At 43.2% G+C, this 18,254-nt stretch carries 18 protein-coding genes and 1 pseudogene; 8 read left to right on the top strand and 11 right to left on the bottom strand.

Annotation, left to right across the window (positions count from 1 at the left end; genetic code table 11):
- Positions 1–315 precede the first annotated feature (315 nt).
- A complete protein-coding gene (locus EVJ21_RS14340; protein ID WP_071398603.1) occupies positions 316–945 on the top strand; it encodes a helix-turn-helix domain-containing protein in 630 nt (209 codons plus the stop codon).
- A 349-nt stretch (positions 946–1,294) separates the two neighbouring features.
- Here EVJ21_RS14340 and EVJ21_RS14335 read toward each other — a convergent pair whose 3' ends face one another.
- Together EVJ21_RS14335 and EVJ21_RS14330 are read right to left on the bottom strand one after the other, a co-directional pair.
- On the bottom strand, positions 1,295–2,179 hold the full coding sequence (locus EVJ21_RS14335) for a hypothetical protein (protein ID WP_071398602.1): 885 nt from the start codon (positions 2,177–2,179) through the stop codon (positions 1,295–1,297).
- A gap of 104 nt (positions 2,180–2,283) precedes the next feature.
- Positions 2,284–2,664 (bottom strand): hypothetical protein, encoded by a 381-nt coding sequence (locus EVJ21_RS14330; protein ID WP_071398601.1) that lies wholly within the window; start codon positions 2,662–2,664, stop codon positions 2,284–2,286.
- Positions 2,665–2,920: 256 nt separating this feature from the next.
- On the opposite strand from EVJ21_RS14330, the gene EVJ21_RS14325 reads away from it, so the two are divergent.
- A complete protein-coding gene (locus tag EVJ21_RS14325; RefSeq protein ID WP_084813006.1) occupies positions 2,921–4,237 on the top strand; it encodes an RHS repeat domain-containing protein in 1,317 nt (438 codons plus the stop codon).
- A complete protein-coding gene (locus tag EVJ21_RS14320) occupies positions 4,234–4,626 on the top strand; it encodes a hypothetical protein (protein ID WP_071398599.1) in 393 nt (130 codons plus the stop codon). Before EVJ21_RS14325 ends, EVJ21_RS14320 begins: the two co-directional genes overlap by 4 nt.
- A 300-nt stretch (positions 4,627–4,926) precedes the next feature.
- Here the strand turns inward: EVJ21_RS14320 and EVJ21_RS14315 are convergent, their stop codons facing one another.
- Genes EVJ21_RS14315 through mobL form a run of 4 tightly spaced genes read right to left on the bottom strand, consistent with a single transcriptional unit; the run spans position 4,927 to position 7,845 of the window.
- Positions 4,927–6,363: an ImmA/IrrE family metallo-endopeptidase gene (locus EVJ21_RS14315; protein ID WP_071398598.1), complete on the bottom strand. Its 1,437-nt coding sequence runs from the start codon at positions 6,361–6,363 to the stop codon at positions 4,927–4,929.
- A gap of 4 nt (positions 6,364–6,367) precedes the next feature.
- Positions 6,368–6,655: a hypothetical protein gene (locus EVJ21_RS14310; RefSeq protein WP_071398597.1), complete on the bottom strand. Its 288-nt coding sequence runs from the start codon at positions 6,653–6,655 to the stop codon at positions 6,368–6,370.
- A gap of 5 nt (positions 6,656–6,660) precedes the next feature.
- Entirely contained in the window at positions 6,661–7,110 is a 450-nt protein-coding gene (locus EVJ21_RS14305; protein ID WP_071398596.1) for a hypothetical protein, read from the bottom strand.
- Positions 7,111–7,119: 9 nt separating this feature from the next.
- Positions 7,120–7,845, bottom strand: a complete 726-nt coding sequence (gene mobL, locus EVJ21_RS14300) for a relaxase MobL (protein WP_071398595.1) — start codon at positions 7,843–7,845, stop codon at positions 7,120–7,122.
- 218 nt (positions 7,846–8,063) lie between these two features.
- On the opposite strand from mobL, the gene EVJ21_RS14295 reads away from it, so the two are divergent.
- From EVJ21_RS14295 to EVJ21_RS14280, 4 genes and pseudogenes are all read left to right on the top strand, one after another.
- A complete protein-coding gene (locus EVJ21_RS14295) occupies positions 8,064–10,226 on the top strand; it encodes an RHS repeat domain-containing protein (RefSeq protein WP_145963262.1) in 2,163 nt (720 codons plus the stop codon).
- Between the two features lie 23 nt (positions 10,227–10,249).
- Positions 10,250–10,684, top strand: a complete 435-nt coding sequence (locus EVJ21_RS14290; protein ID WP_071398593.1) for a hypothetical protein — start codon at positions 10,250–10,252, stop codon at positions 10,682–10,684.
- A gap of 239 nt (positions 10,685–10,923) precedes the next feature.
- Positions 10,924–11,952, top strand: a pseudogene (locus EVJ21_RS14285) (RHS repeat domain-containing protein); the annotation flags it as partial.
- Between the two features lie 46 nt (positions 11,953–11,998).
- Positions 11,999–12,634 carry a hypothetical protein gene (locus tag EVJ21_RS14280; protein ID WP_131490775.1) on the top strand — a complete coding sequence of 212 codons (636 nt, stop codon included), beginning with the start codon at positions 11,999–12,001 and terminating at the stop codon, positions 12,632–12,634.
- Positions 12,635–13,019: 385 nt separating this feature from the next.
- Here the strand turns inward: EVJ21_RS14280 and EVJ21_RS14275 are convergent, their stop codons facing one another.
- Positions 13,020–13,970 carry a DNA/RNA non-specific endonuclease gene (locus EVJ21_RS14275; protein ID WP_131490774.1) on the bottom strand — a complete coding sequence of 317 codons (951 nt, stop codon included), beginning with the start codon at positions 13,968–13,970 and terminating at the stop codon, positions 13,020–13,022.
- A 55-nt stretch (positions 13,971–14,025) separates the two neighbouring features.
- The gene (locus EVJ21_RS14270; protein WP_131490773.1) at positions 14,026–14,406 is read right to left on the bottom strand and encodes a hypothetical protein; all 381 of its coding nucleotides are present in this window, start codon (positions 14,404–14,406) and stop codon (positions 14,026–14,028) included.
- 265 nt (positions 14,407–14,671) lie between these two features.
- On the opposite strand from EVJ21_RS14270, the gene EVJ21_RS14265 reads away from it, so the two are divergent.
- Positions 14,672–15,409, top strand: a complete 738-nt coding sequence (locus EVJ21_RS14265; RefSeq protein ID WP_131490772.1) for a hypothetical protein — start codon at positions 14,672–14,674, stop codon at positions 15,407–15,409.
- 394 nt (positions 15,410–15,803) lie between these two features.
- Here the strand turns inward: EVJ21_RS14265 and EVJ21_RS14260 are convergent, their stop codons facing one another.
- The 3 genes from EVJ21_RS14260 to EVJ21_RS14250 form a co-directional block, all read right to left on the bottom strand.
- Positions 15,804–17,240 (bottom strand): ImmA/IrrE family metallo-endopeptidase, encoded by a 1,437-nt coding sequence (locus tag EVJ21_RS14260; protein WP_131490771.1) that lies wholly within the window; start codon positions 17,238–17,240, stop codon positions 15,804–15,806.
- 4 nt (positions 17,241–17,244) lie between these two features.
- Positions 17,245–17,532 (bottom strand): hypothetical protein, encoded by a 288-nt coding sequence (locus EVJ21_RS14255; RefSeq protein WP_131490770.1) that lies wholly within the window; start codon positions 17,530–17,532, stop codon positions 17,245–17,247.
- A gap of 245 nt (positions 17,533–17,777) precedes the next feature.
- Positions 17,778–18,254, bottom strand: a complete 477-nt coding sequence (locus tag EVJ21_RS14250; RefSeq protein WP_131490769.1) for a hypothetical protein — start codon at positions 18,252–18,254, stop codon at positions 17,778–17,780.

The raw sequence follows: 18,254 nt of genomic DNA, 5'->3' as shown, positions 1-18,254 counted from the left end.
AATTATATTATAAAGAAAAGCTGACTCAAGCTGAAATTGCAGATATTGTTGGTCTTACTCAACCCCAAATTTCAGTCATACTAAAGAAATATTGAGAGGGATTAATGTTAGTTTAATTCAACATAAATAGTTCGATGGAATATGTTTTTAAAAATTCTTAACCTGGAAACACCATTCGGCTGAGTGGTGTTTTTTTATTAGAGTGCATTAAGATATTTCTAATGAATTTAAAATCACCTGAGGAATCTCAGCACTTTAATACAATATTTATGGTATTATTTAATAAAATCATCATTGTATTAAAGGAGGATATGTATGTATACGATTGACGAAGCATTTGAAATCTTATCGAAGAACAAGCTTACAAGCCATAAGGAGACGGTCCGCAACTGGGTACGAAAAGGCGTGATCCAGGCGAAACCGCTCGAGTCGCGTAAAAAAGGCTATCGGATCAGTGAGGATTCGCTCGAGCAGTTCATCAAAGAACGGATGCCTGAAGGATGGGAGCTGTATCCGGAGTCGGTGACAGGGGATGCTCGGGATGTCGTCAAGAATGAAGAAGAGGCCCCGTATCACGTCGAAGTCGATGTAGAAGCAATCAAGGAGCAGGGGCGAATCGAGATGTGGCACCAAGTGGCCGGACGTTGGCTATGGGAAGATTATCTTGAAATCACACGGGCGATGGTACGACGTGCGATCGAGCATAGGAGTCATTCAAAAGAGTTCGAGCAGTTCGTCTGGGAACGATGTCTCAAGGAAAGCGCCCCGCGTAAAAAACCACGAGTCCTTTACTTGGTTGATGCGTTTCTATTCGAAGGAGAGCGAGTGCCGTTCGATCAGGATTTTGGCATTAAAGAAGAACAAATCATGCAGGCGTTGATTGAACATGTAAGGTTTAAAAAGAGGTCAGGAATGTACAAAAATGAATCTGGTGAAAATAAATGAATTTAAAATTTAGAGGAATCTAACGAAAAGGCGTATTCTCTGTGCTATTGAGAATACGCCTTTTGCAATCGTTATCGTATTAAATTGATGTAAACTATTTCCTGGCCATCACATTTTCATTTTTGAATGTGCGAAGCTTGTATGGATAGAACTATTCCTCAATCATAGTCAGCGATATAAACACAGAATTGATTGAATGTTGAACGAGTAACTTATTTTTACTTTGAACTTACAATTTTTTATTTTTCTTTGGTTTCTTTACTAATTTGACAATCATAAAAATTACGAATGAAATGAATAGCAGTAAAAATATTGCAAAATCAAGAACGTTCATGTCCATACCTCCAGTTTATCTTAAAATAGAATTTTTAGTAATTGTCCCTTTTGCGTTACACTCTACATTCACACGTAAATATCGTTCTTGTAACTTGAGCCCGTGTCCTTTAAAAGTGATGCCCATAATAGCTGTTCCTTCTTGATAAGCGATTCTTCTCGAGCTACTTGGCTTTTGAACCTCACTTTTTTTATCGACTATGTCGACAAGAATACCTCCCCCATTTTCAGTCTTCATGTAGTTTCCTGTTCTTCTCGCAGTGACTGTAGTTCCATTATAAGTGAACTCTGCACCAATATATGCTGTGACAACTTTCCAACTAGTGGCCCTTGCATCGTAAATACTTCGAGTATTAGAAGCATTCTTAATTTTACTTGTTCCTGCTGCTTGGACCGGATGGAAGAAAATATTTTGAACGAACGAGAGGAGATTAGATTCAACGTCCTCTTGAGATTCAATTTCATCTGATTCATTCCATTCATCTACAATAATGAAATTATCATCAAAAGTTACAGATAAATTTTCGTTGATTTCGTAAGTCTCCTTGTCAAGGTTTGTGTCAAAAGAGACATTCGAAGTCGGAGTATTAATCATCTCAAGTTCTTCATTTAAACCATCAATTAAAGTTTTCTGTTTAGTTTCTTGCAAACTTTGTGATACCACTTCGTCAAGTAATGTCTCGGTCTCTTGTACATTTTTAGTAATGTCTGTGATAATTTCTTCCCGTTCGAGAGATATTGCTTCAATCTCGGAATCAGTAAACGTGACTTTTACATCGATAGCCTCATCTGAAATATTTTTTGCAGGGATTTCGTTGGCATAAACACCGAGTGGAATTCCCAAGCTTAGATTACTTACCAATAAAACCGTCATTAAAATCAAAGTTCCTTTTTTGAACATTTAAATTCCTCCATTACACTTTTGCAAAAAGTATAAAATAATGGGATATGAAAATCTACCTATAACATTATTTTGAAATAATTAAAATGTTTATTGTAAGACTGTTATATCTTCTGCATCCTCACGATGCGCCAATCCTTCAAGTTTTGGGCTTCCATATGGTTTGTGACTCGTTCAATCATTCTCATTTTTTCGGTCTGAGAAAAATTGAAGACACCTTCCAATAGTTCCAACTCGACCTCGAGCGTGACTTTGACTTTCTTTCTTCGTTTGTTGAATCGCTGAAGTAGGTAATGCTCAAGTTCGTCGATGATTTCCGCGTCATCGATACCAGCAGAGGACTTCAAAGCGATGTTCAACCAAGGATTGAGTCGATCGATGTACGCTTCAAGTTCTTGGGGTGTCGTGTGTAAGTATGTCCAAAGGTGATCAAATCGCAGTGTTTCCGTCTTGTAAAACAGTTTAATCCACTCTTGAAGATTCATGAGATAACTCCTTTTTGATTTAAGTGTATCTCGTGTTACGTATGGCAAACAGTGACGAGTTTATGTACAAATCGAATACGGTTCTTGAAAACCTTAGGAGGTGTTGCGCATGAAACGTCGTCGACCAAATCTGTCAAAAACGTTCTTTGTTTTGGAATTTCATTTCATCTATTTCTTCTTTTTTAGATCAGGGTCAGTGGTGAATCGATAGCTGCGTCCCGCATATATAAACGTCTCATCAAAAATCATCCCGTTCATGATAGTGCGATATGGGATGGAGGAGCACGACGTATGTGTTTCTAGATGGTGTGTTGCCTCCGACCGACTCTCATATGGAAACCTGTCAGGTTTAAAGAAAGATGGGCAAACTGCGAGTTATTCATATGATACGATGGATCAATTGATCGAAGAGAAGACACTTGACGGACAGACGATCAATTACACATATGACAAACGTTCGAATCGCACACACATTAACAGTCAAGTCGTAGCTAAATTTGATGAATCCAACCGGATGACCGAGTTCAAGAGTCAAACCATTACGTATGACGCAGATGGGAACCGGATCAATGACGGACGTCTGAAATATTCATGGGACGGTCTAGGTAATCTGACTGCGATCGAAGAAGGCAACGGCACAAAGAAATGGCAGTTCATGTATGACGAACAAGGACGTCGTATCGAGAAGGCAGGGCCAAGCGGCACGATTCGCTTCCATTACGACGGAGATTCGAACCGACTGATGGCCGAGACAGATACGGCTGGCAAAGCAATCCGGGAGTACGTCTATAATGCGGACCATATCCTCGTCGGGCTAAAAACAAATGGGACATGGTACAATTATCAACGGAACTATCGTGGAGATATTGTTGCAATCACGGATACTTTAGGTAATGTTGCTGCCAAATACACCTATGACACATGGGGTAAACCGCTCACGTCGAACATCACTGATTCGAAACTGACAGGTCAACCAATTCGTTATGCGTCATACTATTATGACGAAGACTTGGCGCTCTACTATTTGATGGCTCGTTATTACAACTCAGAACAAGCTGTGTTTCTTTCAATTGATCCTTTATTAGATAGTAACGAATCAATCGAAATGGCAAATGGATACAGTTATGTTATGAACAATCCGTTGACAAGGATTGATCCAGACGGACTTATGTGGCGTCCTGATGGATATGGATATGGATACTATTCTTATGGTAGTGGGATCAGGTATTACACTAGTGTTAGAAAGATTACTGTACCCGCGAAAAAATCAGTCCCTCTTTCAAATTTACAATATTTGATTCGTAGTAAATCACTAGGTAGAGGATCTACAGGTCGCCAAGTCCCAAGAACTTACAAAGAAGAAGTTGCAATGAGAAACGTTCTCTATAATCCTAATTCAGGTCGAATATTAAATATGACAAAAGGAATGACTGACCCAAGATGGAGACAACAAGACGGGTGGAGGAAAATGGCTAAAAATGTAGATGGAGTGGAGATACATTATCTTAAGAATATAAAAACCGGAAAGTTTGATGACTTTAAATTTGATGATAAAAGAGGGAAGAAAAAATGAAAGTTAAATGTAAAGAGGTGACCGGCGTAAATCTTTTACCCAATACAATAAAACTAGGATACTCTATTGAGGCTGATTTTGAGTTGAAAATTAATGATACTTATATAGTTTATGGTATGAGTCTTTGGGGTGGTTCTTTACAATACTTAATTCAAGTAAATGATTATAACCCTTCATGGTTTCCAGCTGAGTTATTTACTGTAGAAAAACACAAAATTCCAGAAAATTGGAGTTTTGATTTCCCATTAATCAATAATGTTAACGCAATTTGGGGTTATAAAGAATTAGTGGACGGCTCGAATCATTATGATGATTTACTTGAGAGAGAAGGTGAAGCGCTCCGCATTTTTGAAAAGAGAAAAAAAGAACAATTAAAATTCTTGGAATGATTGTGTGAAAAAATATTTGAAATTAAAGGGTAACCTCTGATTTAGAGTTTATTTTTCGAACCTGATAATATAGTTTTTACTTTACCAAATAAATATAAACACTTTGAGATAGACTCAACTTGACTTCAGAAAGGTTGAGTCTTTTTATTATTCTTAGGGCGAACCTTAGTAATGCAAATCTCAGTAAGAAATAAAGATGATTAAAAAAATTGAATCTTACAAGTATGCTCCCAAAAAAGTAGGCAGACAAAGTAAAAATCTGCTTTCTTATTAGGGAGTGTTTTTTAATACGACGGTTTGTTAAACTAAGCGTTCAATATTCAAAAAAGCGGTTCGTGAAAAGGGTTCCTTTTCATCAGCAAGCAACACATCATGCCAATTATCTTCAAGATTTTTGAGGGTTGGTTTTTCAACCTTATTGTTCTTTTCTAAATCGTGTAATGGATGAACTGTTTTTTCGGGATCAAAGTGACCGCTAATCAATGGCTGATCTGGTAATGCAATCGTGTAAACGACAAGCGCGTCGTCATTGAAGTCGTGATTGTTTGCGACACCGAATGACTGGAACCCGAAACCTTTATCGTGAATATACATGAGCGGGCCATCGACGCGATCCATCTTCAGGTTCGTCTCGAGGGTCGCTTTTGCGTTCAGATAGGGCTCCACCTCCTCGGGAGACACACTTTGTACGGCATGCACCCGTTCATAAAGACTGAGGTCAGCGTCTTTCCATCCCATACGCCGCTCCAGCTGTTCAAGGTAATCAAGAGGGCTCTGTTCTTTCTCCTGTTGTAAGGCGTGTACTTTTTCTAAGTGTGACTCGATATGGTCGAGGAAGCCTGCGGACGTCTGATGGACCTCCTGCAACAGCTGTTCCTTGTCGAGGAGTTCCTTGTCTTTCGTCCAACCGGCCAAGTAAGAGAGCGAGAAATCGTCCGTCGGGAAACCGAGTTGATGCGAGACGACATAGGCGATCATCTCGGCTTGGAACTCCTTCTCGGGTGCCGTGAGCGGTTTGTCTCGTTCGAGGTTCCGCTCTTGGTTGTGCAGCTCCGCGTGCGCGAGCTCGTGGATCAGGACGGTGATGTCCTCGATCGATGTGTTCCGTGGATTCAAGGCGATCGAATGTAGCTCCGGATAGTAACAGCCCTTCGCTGTTCCGATCTCGTCGAGCGGTTCCTCCAATAGTGTCACATTCCGGGCATCCGCGATCGTCGTCAAGGCGTCACGGATGTCTTGTTCGTTTTCCAGCCCGCCGTCCCGGTGATACCGTTTGAAGATGTCCGAGACCTCGATTCCTTTCTCGCGTGCGTCGGTCTGCGTGTACTCGAACACGTGACCGATCTTGAAGTACATCATCTTACGTGACGGGACGCGTCCTTGCTTTACGCCGTCTTTGACCGGCTTCGGTGCCTTGCTGAGCGGCACCCATTCGTCTTTGTGTAAGGCATAAGTCACTGGATTTGGGACGAATACCTTGATGCCACGCTCACCTTTCTGGACCTGTGCGCCCTGCTTCTCCCAGAACGGATAAGAGCCGACCGCGACCGCGCCGGGGAACTGGGACTCAATCAAAACTGCGTTCCGCATCGAGTATTGATGGAACTTGCCGAGGAACTGCAGATGTTCCCGGATCTTCTCCGGACTCTCGAAGTAGCTGTCGATCTGTTGTCCCATCTGTTCGGTCAAGACCTCGAGCTCGGCTTTCCGTTCTTCGTTCGTCTTTATCTTGGCCATCGTGTCATACTCCTTCCTTCAACAAGTCGGTGACAGATTCATCACTATCCGCAAATTCGTTCAGTTCACGTTCAAGTTGTGGCGACGTTTCCGGGATGTCGAGTAACAGTTGTGTCCGCTCGAAATTGACGGGAAGTAAGACAATCTCGTCTTGCGCGATGGCGGTCAAAAGTTGATGCTCGGAAACGGATATCGGGATGTCGTACCGTTTTCCATAGATGAGGACCGTGACGGTGTTCGGTTGAATTGTCAACAGTTGTCCCATCGTAAAGAGACGATCAAGTGGTCGCATAGAATTCATCCTCTCTCAAAAGTTAGTGTGTCCTTCTTCTGTTTCTGATGCTCGATGCGTTCCTGGACGACATGTTCCGCCGTCTCGAGGAACGTCGGTTTGAACTGGTCCGTCGTCATGATGTCCTCGATGCCCTCGGTCTGCATGAGCGCCTGCAGGAGCTCTGTCAGGATTTGTCCGTGACGGTCGGAGCGGTTCGCGGCGAGCCGGATGCGCTCGAGTTCTGTCGACACCTGCCCGTTGATCAACTCCTCGATATGACGGGAGACCTGCGTACTGATCGAGCGGGTGAGGAACTGCATGTCCCACTTCTCGTCGGCCAGTTGTCTATGTTCTTCTGCGATATGGTCGATGACCTGGCCGAGGTGGCCGAAGCGCTTGTCGTCGGCGAACTCTTCCAAATACGCGACCGTCTCCGGCTTCAATCGAAGACGGATCTGTCTCAACTCTTCCATCGTCCTCCCTCACTTTCCATATTCGATGTCCCGCTCCAGCTGTTCGAAAGCACGTTGATTCTTCAGGTGTTCGAATTCGTCGTTCATGTGCCGCTCGATCCGGTAGAGTGATTCATTGAATAGCTTTTGTTGTTTGAACGCTCGTCGGACCGGATGTTTGGGGTCTTCATTTTTCTCACATGTCGTCTGTTCTTTTGACAAGTCTCGCATCTCGGAGAGGATGGCGTTCCCCATCCGGGTGTAAAGGTCCTGTCGCTTTGTCGTCCGGTAACGCTCGGCCTTCTCCGTGTCTCCGTAGCTGCGACGATGGAACGACACCTCCTGCTCGAGCCGCTCGTTGAAGGCTTGAAACTCTGATTTGAAGTGAATGTCGATATAGCGGTCAGTCAGACGGTCGAGCGATTCACGGAGTGGCTGCATCCCGTTCATGTTGTAGCGCCATTGTCGTTTATCTTCCGGCAACCGTTCATAGATGTCCTTGAATTGACGGACGAGCTCGGGACGCAGGACACGGTTCGGGAGCGTTTGGATCTTCCGGTTCCGTTTATGGGCGACCAACTCGTTTCTTATGAACGCGTTCAGTTTCTCCTGTTCTTTTGTCCGGTCGGCGAGAGAGTGGATGACCTTCGACTTCATCAGCTCGATCGATTTTGGTTTTCGTTTACCGCGCTCGCGCATGTGACTCGTCTCGACGATGGCGACATGGACGTGGATGTTGTCGGTGTTGTAATGCACGTTTTGTTAACCAATCGATAGCAAAACCGTTCTATGTGAGTGCCCTGGCACAAAAGGCCTCGAAAACAGATTCACTAAATGTGGAAGCGACATATGAGGACGGAACGACGGTACAGAAAACAGCCACATTCCATGCGCTAGACTATACCGGAAAAGACAATGACACGACATGGCAACGTCAGACGATTCAATTGACGTCAGATCAGAACAAAAAACTCGTGAAAGTCGATCTCACCATCAAGAACGGTTCGACTGGCACCATTCTTATCGATGCGGTCCGGGCATCTATCGGACGAGTCGTGTCTGACTCGACATATGACAAGCAAGGAAACCACGTTTTAAAAGACGCCGGGCTGACGAAACTTCCAGTGACCAATACGGTCGACGCGTTCGGAAATGTTTTAACCGTCGATCAAGGGAATCGTACACGGACGAACACCTATGATCTACTAGGCCGTTTGACGACGACGACCGCGGAGAGCGGGACTGTCATTTCCTATGTTTATGACAAGAAAGGACAAGTCACACAAAAAACGTTTGATGGAAAAATCACTTCATACACGTATGCAAAAGGTCGTATCACTTCTGTGGACCGTCCAGGGGGACAACGCTCTCAATATGTTTATGAGCCCCATACGGGCAACTTAAAAGAAACCATCTTGCCATCCGGAAAAAGACTCGGAAAGGTCTATGACGATGAGGGAAAAATTACCGAGCTAAAAGAATCCAATGCAACACGATTCAAATATGGCTATGATGCGACCTCGGGCGACCTTGTTTCCATTCAAATGGGGAACGACAGTGCGAAACTAAAGAAATACGAATATGATACGAAAGATGCAGGTAAAGGTCGTGTGTTGAAGCTGACGGATTATCACCAGGTCCTTCAGTCATGGGATTACCAAGATGTCAACGGTGTCGGAACCGAGCTTCCGCTCTCCATCACGTTAGCGGGAACGAAACGTGAATTCACTTATGATGTCGCCAAACGGAACCATGGAGTAACTGTCGATAGTCAACATTGGGCTTTCCGTCACAATGAGAATGGCAAGACGACTCAGATCACCATGCCGGGACAAGGCGGGGAGTCATTGGTCGAGTTCGATGAGACCGGGGCAGTGTCAGCCTGGTCCGCCTCTGCTGGTGACAAACAGATTGCATTTGAGCGATATAGTTACGATCAATATGGAAACCTTTCAGTCCTTAAAAAAGACGGGAAAACTGCAAGTTACTCCTATGATGCGATGAATCAATTGATTGAAGAGAAGATCCTTGACGGACAGACAGTCAGCTATGCGTATGACAAACGTGGGAACCGCACGCATATCAATAACCAAGTCATAGCTGAATTTGATGATTCCAACCGGATGACGAAGTTCAAGAGTCAAGCCATTGCGTATGATGCAGACGGGAACCGGATCAATGACGGACGTCTGAAATATTCATGGGACGGTCTGGGGAAACTGACTGCGATCGAAGAAGTCAACGGCACAAAGAAATGGCAGTTCATGTACGACGAACAAGGGCGTCGCATTCAAAAGACTGGACCGAGCGGTACGATCCGCTTCCATTACGACGGAGACTCGAACCGATTGATGGCCGAGACAGATACGGCTGGAAAACCGATTCGGGAGTACGTCTATAACGCGGACCATATCCTTGTCGGACTCAAAACAAACGGAACATGGTACAATTATCAACGAAATTACCGCGGAGATATTGTAGCAATCACGGACAATTCAGGTAACGTTTCTGCCACATACACTTATGACACGTGGGGCAAACCGCTCTCGACGGACATCTTCGATCCAAAGCTGACAGGTCAACCAATTCGTTATGCGTCATACTATTATGACGAGGACTTGGCGCTTTACTATTTGATGGCCCGTTACTACCATCCTGAACAGACAGTTTTCTTGTCCGTTGATCCCATGTTAGATTCAGATGAAACTTTGGAAATGGCTAATGGGTATATATATGCACAAAATAATCCAGTTAACATGATTGATAGCACCGGATTATACGCTATACCTGCGGGAGGTTTGATTTTCGTTCCTGGTGTCGGTTGGGCTACGCTTGCAGGTATGGCCGCAGTAGTTGGCGGCGTTTATTTAATTAAAACGTATGGAATACCTTGGGCAATCAACCGATATAAAAATTACATGTTCCAATCAAAAACTGTTTATGTAGATGGATGGAGAGTTCGATTGGAGCATCATGATAGGAGCAAACCACATGCTCATTGGGATAAGAACAGAAAGCAAGAAGGCTCTGTAAACAAAGACGGAACTCCTCACCACCCGAATAGGAAACATGAGACTACTAGACCACCTAATAAAAAGGTGAGAGAATATCTTAAGAAACAAGGATATAAATTTTAAATTGTAGAGGAGAATCAGTTCAAATGACCTGCAAAGAACACGAAGAAGAGTATGACGAAGAAGAGTATGACTCATTTGATCCATTCTTTACCGAAGAAGCCAAGTTAGAAGTTCGAGTAGATAATTATGGGGTAAATTTTGTAGGGAATGCTGAAGGTTATCTTGCACTTTCTCGTTTGTTCACTTATTTATCTCAAATTAGTAATGACATACGTATTAGTGAAGATACGCTTCCAGAACTAAATACCGTGAAAGGTTATGGAGCATACCACTTTAGAGATTTTATAAAAGAAAAACGCATTAAAAATAAAGACTATATTTTTGAGGCGGGTCCACTTAAGCAAAATCAACCTGAACTACATGATCAAGAGCTACTATTTTGGATTTCAGACCAAATTGGATCTAAGTTTTGGCTTGAAGAATTATCTGAAGAAGACAAAGATCAATCGGATGCTTGAATTAAGCTAAAGATTAAATTGGTTGAAATGAGTCCTAAGCTTTGATTATAGTATCAACTTCATCTCTGCTTATCACCTGACCATGAGATGACTATTACTCATTTGATAGTATATATAAATTTTAAAAAGTATTTTCAAACTTTCGACGAACCAAATCACGACATGTGATTTGGTTCGTTCTTTTAATTTTCAAAAAGCCTTATACGTTCTACTCGATATATACGTAGGACAGTCTAGGGGTCTTGACTATAATTGAAGAAGTCAACGGCACAAAGAAATGGCAATTTGTTTATGACGAACAAGGGCGTCGTATCCAGAAGACGGGGCCGAGCGGCACGATTCTCTTCCATTACGACGGAGATTCAAATCGACTGATGGCCGAGACAGATACGGCCGGCAAACCAATCCGAGAGTACGTCTATAACGCAGACCATATCCTTATCGGACTAAAAACAAATGGGACATGGTACAATTATCAACGGAACTATCGTGGGGATATTGTAGCGATGACGGACACTTCAGGTAACGTTGCTGCCGAGTACACCTATGACACATGGGGCAAACCACTCACAACGAATGTCATCGATTCGAAGCTGACAGGTCAACCGATTCGTTATGCGTCATACTATTATGACGAAGACTTGGCGCTTTACTATTTAATGGCCCGTTACTACCATCCAGAACAGGCTGTTTTCCTCTCTGTCGACCCAGAACTCGATGCGGACGAGACAGTATCGATGGCTAATGGTTACTCATATGCGGATAATAATCCGGTCTTAAAAGTCGATCCAGATGGAACATGGGCTTGGGCAGCAATTGGAGCTGGCTATGGAGCATATTCAGGTTATAAAACTGCTAAACAACGTAATTATGGTGGATGGAAAACTGTTGGGTATGTTGCAGGGGCAGCAGCATTAGGTGCTATTGGTTGGGGGAAAAGAAAAGCAATTGTCAGAGGTGCGAAAACTGTTGCAAGATACGCAAGAAATACTGAATTTCTTGTCCGTGGTCGAGGTCACCTTAAAGGGCGTAAAGGAGAATTGATAATTGGAGTTAGAAACCGCTTAATCGATCGACATCCAATACGGATTGACTATAACTATCTTCGTTTTGGTAATGGGAAAAATAAGTATACCTCCACTCGTAAAGTATTACATTTTCATAGAGGTAAAAAAACATCACAATATGATACACATTATCCTTTACATCCTTATAAATATAAACACAACAGAAAAGGAACAACAGGATGGAGTTGGAAAAAAAGATAATTAAATTGAAATAAGTATGAGAATTTACGAATAAAAGGTGATTATAATGAAAGAGCTTACAATTATTGAAAGGAAGCATCTATTAAAGCAGATTGAAGATAATTTAGATAATTATTTCATTATAGGTGAAATTAAAAAGGTTTATGAGATCACTAGTTATGATGATTTCACTATTAACGATAACCAAAAAGTTTTAATTGATTTTTTGGTTTACCAAAATGTATATCCAATAGTTATAACATTTATATTATCTAAAGATATAAGTCAGGATAATGAGATGGTTGAAAAAATGGATTCAAAGAAAATTAAATATTCTATGAACTATTGCTCTGAGGATGAGAATTCTTTTTATTACTGCAATGCAAAAATAGAAAACGAAAAAGATTTAAGGTTTTTGATTAACGAAACGTACTGGATGCCTGCTCAAAATGGGTTTTATAACATTATCTTTAAAGATAAATTGAATTTCACTTTAAAAAAATATGGTAAGTGGCTGTTCTCTAGAACTCAATTTGTACCTTTAATTGATATGAGTATACCAACTTCTTTTATTAAAGTAGATGGAGATGGACTTGGATTTATTTTATTTTCTAATGAAAAAAAATATGAGTCTATTGAAGAACTAAAAAAGAATTTACCTCAAAAATTTGATATTGATTATTTAAACGAAAATGAATTGTAACTTTAAATGATTTTAAATTGTGCATAATCCCCCTCATTTTGGAGTCGGAATATGGGCTACCCTAAATTTATGAGACAATATAAAACACCTTCGGAATAGTACATTATTAAAAGTACTGATATCGAAGGTGTTTTTGCATGGGCAAAAATGTATATTTAAGCAAATGAAAATGAGCATTACTCAAAGATAAGCTTAGTGGCGAGTTAACAAGCCATAAGGAGACGGTTCGCAACTGGGTATGAAAAGATGTGATCCAGGCAGAACCGGTTGAGTCGCGTAAAAAAGGCTATCGGATATGAAACAAAATAACCACTAAAAGACATTCTCTTAAGGACTAGAGAATGTCTTTTTATGCAATAATTATTGTTTTAAACTCAAAAGCAATTCATTCCCCGACCATTCCGTCATTGTCGTTATCGCGCATATAAGGATAAAGCCAATGGTCGCTCATGATCGGCATCGTGAAACCGGCGTCTTTCGCCTCTTGAATCGTCACCTGACCGTTGCCATTCGCATCTACGCTCGAGACATCGCCAGCAGGTTCGGTGGGCTCTGTCGTGGCTGGAAGTTCTGGTTCACTTTCTGTGAGGCCGAGCGCTTCGTTCACCTCGTCCGGATTCACATTGTCAAAGGAATCGGTGACGACATTTCCTCTGATAGTGTAGGTGTACTCATAGTGTGAAGGGATGTGTGTGCTCGTATCCGGATACGTGATGATCGCCTCGAAGTCGGTCGCGCCACCGGCCTTCCGAATGACGTCCTCCATATAGGCCTGGTCCCCATATCGGTTGAGGGTGCTGTCTTGTGGTGTGATGTTGTAGGCGTTCGATACGCCCCCAAGTGAGTCAGCGATGACGTGCCCCTCGTCGAGTTCACTGTGTTCGACACCTGGTACCTTCGCTTCGTCATGATAGTAGCGGCCGGCCGACGTCACTTCTTCTGTGTCGTCATCTTGAAGGATGATCTGGTCGGCGATGACACGAACCAATTGACCATGTTCGTTGGTGAACGCCCAATACTCACGCTCACCATATCCGATATCGACGACGACGTTCGCCTCACGGTAGCCGGACAAGTCCCCACCGTCAACGTCAATCAGTTTATAGCCGGAGAACAGATTGTTATCCGAACTTGTCACCGTTTCCTCGGCTTCTGCAGGCTCTTCTGCAGTCGTTTCTGTGTTCGAGTCGTCTGTACTCGTTTCAGTCGTCTCGACGACTTCTTCTGTCTGAGCAGCAGGTTCCTCGACTGTCTCGTTTGTGGAAGGTTTGTCTTCACTGGTACAACCTGCCATCAGTAGGATGGCCAAAGGGAAGGTTAAGTAGGTAAATTTCATCTTTTCTCCTTCTAGTATGTATATTCATAGATGAGTCAACATTACTGATATTCAATTATATTCTCCGCATGTTTACGATGCGCCAATCCTTCACGTTTTGTTCCTCCATATACCGTGTCACGCGTTCAATCATACTAAACCGTTCACGCTGACAAAAGTTGTAGGCTTCTTCCGGTAATGGCAGTTCGACCTCAATCGTGACTTTCACTTTTTTTCTTCGTTTGTTGAATCGATTCAGCAAATGGTGTTCCAGCTTCGTGATGAACGCGTCGTCGTCAACACCACCTTCGAACTTCAATACTCCAGTAATCTCAGGACTGATCTGGTCAAGGTGGCTCTTGATTTCAAATGGTGTCGCATCCAAGTACTCGCAAAGGTGATCAAAGTGTAGTATCTCTGTACCGTGATATTGCTGAATCCAATCTTGAAGTCGCATGAGGAGAACCCCTTTTTAGTTCAAGTGTACCGTGTAGGGTGTTAACAAACAGTGACAAATCCATGTATAGGACGTATGAGGTGTTGCACATGAAATTTCTTGAATGATGCTCTAATTAGTTTTTGTTTTTCATTTTTAAATATACGAGACGTAAATTACTTTTTTTGTATCTTAAACTAAAAAAAGAAAATATATAAAAACTATATACATAAAAATCAATTTAGGAGATAATTATCAATGTTGGAAATAAAAAGGGGGAATTAAAATGAATAAAATTTCTAAGTTTGCAGTTTTAAGTGGTGTTATTGGAGGGAGCTTGATTCTTAGTCCAACTTCTTTCGCATCAGAAAATGAGAACGCATACAATGAAGGGGTAGGGCAGGTTACTATTTCTGAAACATCAAGTTCTAATGAAGATGTGATACTCGAAGCACAGATGACAGATGAAAACGGGAATCTAGCGAATGCAAAATTAAATGCCGAAGTTTTGGTGCAGATTGACAAAGGATATGGGGATGCTTTCGTTATTAGTAAGGTCTATGCTGAAGAAAATCTATCAGAATTGAAATCAATAACTGATGTTCCAGAAGGAGATGGCGGGTTTACAACTCTATCAACAAGCTCTCCAACAGATGCTTCTACCGCATCAAAATGGGTAGGGAATGTTACTGGTTATGTTACTATTAAATATCATGTAGACAAAAAGAGCGGATTGGCAGATAGTAAACATATGAACAGTGTTACAACTAGCTGGGATAAATCTAATGGAGCATTCGTTTCTAACAGAAAGTTAGTGGTCCAGCAATCAGGGAAATCTCATTGGGGTAGCCATTATCAAACAGTTAGCATGACTAAAACACCATCTGCGGATTCTAATCAAACTTTTGCTATCCCTTCTACCTGGATTCCTTTATGGGAAGGATACCAAAAAGCAACGTCTACTTCTGTAGTGGTCAGTAATGGGTTGTCATTCAACTTGACTGTATCAAGTAGCATTCTTTAATACTCGCTAATGTAGGAGGGAAAACCATGAGAAACGATAAACAAGATGACGTATTTGATCGTATGTTTTTAGGCAATGCGGGGAAGTTTACTTTTATCTTGCTCTTGCTTGTAATTTTATATATCGTTTGGGATATATACTTTTAAAAGTAAATTCTACACTTTTAGTGGTTAGCTCCATACTAAAAATTATATTAGTGGTGGGAAAACACCTCTTTCCAAAACCTTTTCGAAATCAGAGAGAAACTGATTTTGAAAAGGTTTTTTTGAAATGAAAAGAGACGACATGACAAATAGGATGATGGGCAGCGATCACATTAGATTAACAAAGCACATGAAGACTGGTCGGCTGAATACATAATATGGGACTCTCTGGAGCCAAATATCAAAGTTATTTAAATTAGTCGTTCAATGTTTAGTATAGCTGTTCTTGAAAGCGACTTCTTTTCTTCTTCGAGCAACACATTATGCCAACTATCTTCAAGATTTTTGAGGGTTGGTTTTTCAACCTTATTGCTCTTTTCCAAATCGTGAAGAGGATGCACGGTTCTTTCCGGATTGAAGTGACCGCTGATCAATGATTTATCCGGTAAGGCGATTGTATAGGCGACAAGTGTATCTTCACTGAAGTCATGATTGTTGGCAATACCGAATGACTGGAACCCGAACCCTTTATCATGAATATACATGAGTGGCTCATCTACACAATCCACCTTCAGGTTCGTCTCGAGGGTCGCTTTTGCGTTCAGATAGGGCTCTACCTCCTCAGGAAACACACTTTGTACGGCATGAACCCGTTCATAAAGGCTGAAATCAGAGTCTTTCCATCCCATACGCCGCTCCAGCTGTTTGAGGTAATCGAGTGGGCTCTGTTCTTTCTTCTGTTGCAAGGTGTGCACCTTCTCTAAATGTGACTCGATATGATTGATGAAAGTCGCGGACGTCTGGTGGACCTCCTGCAACAGCTGTTCCTTGTCGAGGAGTTCCTTGTCTTTCGTCCAACCGGCCAAGTAAGACAGTGAGAAATCATCCGTTGGGAAACCGAGTTGATGTGAGACGACATAGGCGATCATCTCGGCTTGGAACTCTTTCTCGGGTGCCGTGAGCGGTTTGTCCCGTTCGAGATTCCGCTCTTGGTTGTGCAGCTCCGAGTGGGCGAGCTCATGGATCAGGACGGTGATGTCCTCGATGGATGTATTCCGCGGGTTTAAGGCGATCGCATGTAGCTCCGGATAGTAACATCCTTTCGCCGTCCCGATCTCGTCGAGCGGTTCCTCCAATAGCGTCACATTCCGGGCATCCGCGAGCGTCGTCAAGGCGTCACGGATGTCTTGTTCGTTCTCGAGCCCGCCGTCCCGGTGATATCGTTTGAAGATGTCCGAGACCTCGATTCCTTTCTCACGCGCGTCGGTCTGCGTGTACTCGAACACGTGACCGATCTTGAAGTACATCATCTTACGTGACGGGATGCGTCCTTGTTTCACGCCTTCCTTTATCGGCTTCGGTGCCTTGCTGAGCGGTACCCATTCGTCTTTGTGCAAGGCATACGTCACTGGACTTGGGACGAACACCTTGATGCCACGCTCGCCTTTTTGCACCTGTGCGCCTTGCTTCTCCCAGAACGGGTAAGAGCCGACCGCAACCGCGCCGGGAAATTGGGACTCGATCAAGACCGCGTTTCGCATCGAGTATTGATGAAACTTGCCGAGGAATTGGAGATGTTCCTGGATTTTCTGTGGACTCTCAAAGTAACTGTCGATCTGTTGTCCCATCTGTTCGGTCAATGCTTCTAGCTCGGCTTTCCGCTCTTCGTTCGTCTTCGTCTTGGCCATTGTGTCAGACTCCTTCCTTCAACAAGTCGGTGACAGATTCATCACTATCCGCAAATTCGTTCAGTTCACGTTCGAGTTGTGGCGACGTTTCCGGGATTTCCAGTAACAGCCGTGTCCGTTCGAAATTGACAGGAAGCAAGACGATCTCGTCTTGCGCGATGTTGGTCAAAAGTTGTTGCTCGGAAACGGACACCTGAATGTCGTACCGTTTTCCATAGATGAGGACCGTGACGGTATCGGGTTGAAGCGTCAACAGTTGTCCCATCGTGAAGGGGCGTTCAAGTGGTCGCATAAGGTTCATCCTCTCAAAAGTTAAAGTGTCTTTTTTCTGTTTTTTGATACTTTTTAAGGCGTGCGCGGTCTACATCGGAGATATCCTGGTTGATTAGGCCCGTCCTGGGGTTAACCGTTTTGTAGCGTCATCCACTCGGTGGTGCTCCGGTCGAGGGGAACGCACGGGTATCGGTTTCCACATTTGAATCCTCTCTTTATCATTGGAAACATACAAAAAAGACGCCGGTTGGCGTCTTCGGTGGGTCATTCTGGGATAGCTTTGAGCACGTGGTACTCAATCCGCTGGATCATCTTGGCGACGACGTGGTCGATCAGCTTCGAGTTGATCACGTTGCGATTGCTGATGCCGTATGGGTTCTGGTCCACCGCTGCGATGGTGTACAGGTACCCCTGGCTACTCTGTTCTGAAAAGAGCTCGTACTTCTCGCGCAGGTCTGGAATGGTAAGGCCGATGTGGATCTGCTCTCTGCCGTTGACAGAGCAGAAGATGCGCCCGTTCAGGCGTTGGCCGACCTCTACATTGAGGGCGAAAGAGTATTCGCCACTATTTTGGAACTCGAGGAAGTCGTGGTCCTCGGCGATCTGCTCGGCACGTACCTTCAGCACCTTGAGGTTGTTGCGAATCTCGCCGCGGTAGGCCGACTCATAGAGATCGTTCGCCTTCTCGAGTGCGAGCTCCAGCTCCGTTGGTTGTTTGACGTTCTTGTTCTCTTCTGTCAT

The sequence above is a fragment of the Exiguobacterium sp. SH0S2 genome (assembly GCF_004337185.1).
Taxonomy (GTDB): domain Bacteria; phylum Bacillota; class Bacilli; order Exiguobacteriales; family Exiguobacteriaceae; genus Exiguobacterium; species Exiguobacterium aurantiacum_A.
This window is presented reverse-complemented; position numbering and strand designations above follow the sequence as displayed.

Excerpts from the sequence above, each read along its gene's own strand:
- EVJ21_RS14255 (WP_131490770.1), bottom strand. The coding sequence starts at position 17,532 with ATGCGACCACTTGAACGCCCCTTCACGATGGGACAACTGTTGACGCTT.
- EVJ21_RS14260 (WP_131490771.1), bottom strand. The coding sequence starts at position 17,240 with ATGGCCAAGACGAAGACGAACGAAGAGCGGAAAGCCGAGCTAGAAGCA.
- EVJ21_RS14320 (WP_071398599.1), top strand. The coding sequence starts at position 4,234 with ATGAAAGTTAAATGTAAAGAGGTGACCGGCGTAAATCTTTTACCCAAT.
- EVJ21_RS14305 (WP_071398596.1), bottom strand. The coding sequence starts at position 7,110 with ATGGAAGAGTTGAGACAGATCCGTCTTCGATTGAAGCCGGAGACGGTC.
- EVJ21_RS14310 (WP_071398597.1), bottom strand. The coding sequence starts at position 6,655 with ATGCGACCACTTGATCGTCTCTTTACGATGGGACAACTGTTGACAATT.
- EVJ21_RS14250 (WP_131490769.1), bottom strand. The coding sequence starts at position 18,254 with ATGACAGAAGAGAACAAGAACGTCAAACAACCAACGGAGCTGGAGCTC.
- EVJ21_RS14340 (WP_071398603.1), top strand. The coding sequence starts at position 316 with ATGTATACGATTGACGAAGCATTTGAAATCTTATCGAAGAACAAGCTT.
- EVJ21_RS14270 (WP_131490773.1), bottom strand. The coding sequence starts at position 14,406 with ATGCGACTTCAAGATTGGATTCAGCAATATCACGGTACAGAGATACTA.
- EVJ21_RS14280 (WP_131490775.1), top strand. The coding sequence starts at position 11,999 with ATGAAAGAGCTTACAATTATTGAAAGGAAGCATCTATTAAAGCAGATT.
- EVJ21_RS14265 (WP_131490772.1), top strand. The coding sequence starts at position 14,672 with ATGAATAAAATTTCTAAGTTTGCAGTTTTAAGTGGTGTTATTGGAGGG.
- EVJ21_RS14315 (WP_071398598.1), bottom strand. The coding sequence starts at position 6,363 with ATGGCCAAGATAAAGACGAACGAAGAACGGAAAGCCGAGCTCGAGGTC.
- EVJ21_RS14275 (WP_131490774.1), bottom strand. The coding sequence starts at position 13,970 with ATGAAATTTACCTACTTAACCTTCCCTTTGGCCATCCTACTGATGGCA.
- EVJ21_RS14335 (WP_071398602.1), bottom strand. The coding sequence starts at position 2,179 with ATGTTCAAAAAAGGAACTTTGATTTTAATGACGGTTTTATTGGTAAGT.
- EVJ21_RS14325 (WP_084813006.1), top strand. The coding sequence starts at position 2,921 with ATGATAGTGCGATATGGGATGGAGGAGCACGACGTATGTGTTTCTAGA.
- EVJ21_RS14290 (WP_071398593.1), top strand. The coding sequence starts at position 10,250 with ATGACCTGCAAAGAACACGAAGAAGAGTATGACGAAGAAGAGTATGAC.
- EVJ21_RS14330 (WP_071398601.1), bottom strand. The coding sequence starts at position 2,664 with ATGAATCTTCAAGAGTGGATTAAACTGTTTTACAAGACGGAAACACTG.